General features: G+C 43.7%; 1 rRNA gene. It reads left to right on the forward strand.

The features are described 5' to 3' along the window. Positions 1 to 89 precede the first annotated feature (89 nt). Positions 90 to 206, forward strand: a 5S ribosomal RNA gene (rrf, locus tag AC6CIB_RS23660).

Below are 206 nucleotides of genomic sequence, written 5' to 3' on the forward strand. Positions count from 1 at the left end.
AATTTTATACGAAAATATAAAAAAAGCCTTGAAAAATTATATCTACGCGATATAATAGTACTTGTCCTTTAAAAAGAGACAAGTAATAGTCTGGTGACAATGGCGAAGAGGTCACACCCGTTCCCATGCCGAACACGGAAGTTAAGCTCTTCAGCGCCGATGGTAGTTGGGGGATCTCCCCCTGTGAGAGTAGGACGTCGCCAGGC

Source organism: Rossellomorea sp. GQ25, from assembly GCF_059758515.1.